Origin of the sequence: Agrococcus sp. HG114, assembly GCF_024723325.1 — a bacterium.
Lineage (GTDB): Bacteria > Actinomycetota > Actinomycetes > Actinomycetales > Microbacteriaceae > Agrococcus.
Map to the genome: position 1 here is coordinate 1 of NZ_JANQCH010000197.1, position 2,108 is coordinate 2,108.

The 2,108-nt window shown below is 76.7% G+C and carries 2 protein-coding genes and 1 pseudogene; all 3 read right to left on the minus strand.

Annotation, left to right across the window (positions count from 1 at the left end; all coding sequences use genetic code 11):
* Positions 1-348, minus strand: a pseudogene (locus NWP09_RS12520) (hypothetical protein); the annotation flags it as partial.
* 50 nt (positions 349-398) lie between these two features.
* Positions 399-938: an NUDIX hydrolase family protein gene (locus tag NWP09_RS12525; protein WP_258275831.1), complete on the minus strand. Its 540-nt coding sequence runs from the start codon at positions 936-938 to the stop codon at positions 399-401.
* Between the two features lie 36 nt (positions 939-974).
* A partial coding sequence (locus NWP09_RS12530) for a hypothetical protein (protein ID WP_258275832.1) occupies positions 975-2,108 on the minus strand: 1,134 nt, incomplete at its 5' end.

Genomic DNA, 2,108 nt, shown 5'->3' on the forward strand with positions numbered 1-2,108 from the left:
GCTGTGGAAGTCGATGCTGAGCTCGGCGAGCGCGTCGACGACCCGGCCCGCGACGAGCAGGTCGGCGGCGTTCGGCCGCAGCGAGCCGTCGAGCCAGCGGTCGCCGGCCGCGACGATCGCGATCGACGCGCGCTCGCCGAGCCGCACCTGCTCGTCGAGCGCCGCGCGAGCGATGTCGGATGCGTTGGCGAGCGTCGCGTCGAGCACGAGCGACGTGCGCGGGGCGCGGTCCTGCAGCTCGGCGGACTCGCGGCCCCGATCGGCGTCGGCGATCACGACGACCGCGGCCGCGGCGGCATCCATCCCGGCTGCGCCCCACTCGAGGGTCACCTGGTACTGCGCGCTCATGCAGCCAGCCTAGACAGGGCGACCCTGCGCATCCGCCGTGCGCCGCGCGGTCAGCGCAGCGCGCCGCAGTGCGCGAGCGCGGCCCGCACGAGGCTGCCCCGGCCGCCCTCCATCTCGCTCGCGACGATCTCGGACGCGGCCGCCTCCGGCCGCAGCCACGTGAGCTCGAGCGCGTCCTGCCGCGGGTCGCACGTGCCGGTGACCGGCACGATGTAGCACAGCGAGACGGCGTGCTGGCGGTCGTCGGAGAACAGCCCGTCGCCCGGCAGCGGGAAGTACTCGGCGACGTGGAACGGCACCGGGCTCGCGGGCAGCTGCGGGAACGCCATCGGCCCGAGGTCCTTCTCGAGGTGGCGGTACAGCGCGTCGCGCACCCGCTCGCCGCGCAGCACGCGGCCCGACACGATCGTGCGCGTGATCTCGGCCTGCTCGTTCATGCGCAGCAGCAGTCCGACCTCCGTCACCTGGCCCATGCCGTCGAGCCGCACCGGGATCGCCTCGACGTAGAGGATCGGCAGCCGCTCGCGAGCCTGCTGCAGCTCCTCGTCGCTCAGCCAGCCGGGGTTCGGGTCGGGGGTGCGCACTGCCATGGCCCCATTGTGCCTGGCGAGGGCTGCGCGGGGGCGTCAGGGCCGCAGGCGGCGTCCGGCGCGATCGGCCCAGCGGGCGAGCGCGAACCAGAGCGCGGCCACGACGAGCGCGAGCACGATCGACGGGATGTCGCCGAGCCGCGCGATCGCGCCGACCGGGCCCGGGTCGCCGACCGCGTCGAGGAGCGTGCGCGCCGCGAGCGTCGTCGCGACCGCGAGCAGGCTGATCCGCCCGACCGCGGCGAACGGCTCGGCGAACGCGCCGAGCGCCGAGGTGCCGCCCCGCAGGTCGGTGTCGACGACCGGATGCGCCACGGTCGCGAGCAGGGCGGCGAGCGTCGCGATCGCGAGCGTGAGCGGCGGCGTCCAGATCGCCATCGCGGGCTCGAGCGCCGCGTGCCCCCACATCGTGGGCGTGAAGTGGGCGATGACGCCCAGGACGGTGAAGAGCGTCCCCGCGAGCAGCCCGAAGCCGATCACCCGCCCCCGCTGGCGACCCGTGACGCTGCGCGCGCGCAGGAAGCCGTGCACGAGCGCGGCGCCGGCGGCCGCGGGCAGCGCGAGGCCGAGCCCGGCGACGACCGTGGTGACCGCCTGCACGACGCGGGGATCGGCGGTCGTGCCCACCGCATCCGCCACCCCGCCGACCACGAGCGTCGCGGGGCTGCAGACGTCGCTCAGCGACCCGCAGAGACCCGCCGTCAGCCAGAGCGCGGCCGCGCCAGCGAGCGTCATGATCGTCGTGGCGGCGACCCAGCCCGACCAGCCGCGCGCGAGCTGCCCGACCGCGCCGAGCACGGCCGTCGCGACCGAGAGCTGCACGAGCGGTCCCGCGACCGGCGTGCGCTCGAGCCCGCCGAGCGCACCCGCGGACGGGTCGAACGGCACCCCAGCGGCGGCGCCGGCGATGAGCGCGGCGAGCGCGGCGATGAGCAGGCCGAGCCCGAGCAGCAGCAGCGAGCGGCCCGCCATGCGCGCGCCGCTCGTCCAGCCGCGGTGCTGCCCCATCGCGAACCCGCAGCCGGCGATGAGCGCGAAGGCCGGCAGCGCGAGCGCATCGATGCCGACCGCGCCCCACGGGTCGGAGGCCGGCACGGGACGGCGCGGCGCGGCGAGCCACGCGACGGTCGCGAGCACGAGCAGGCCGCGCGCCGCGTCGAGGGAGACGAC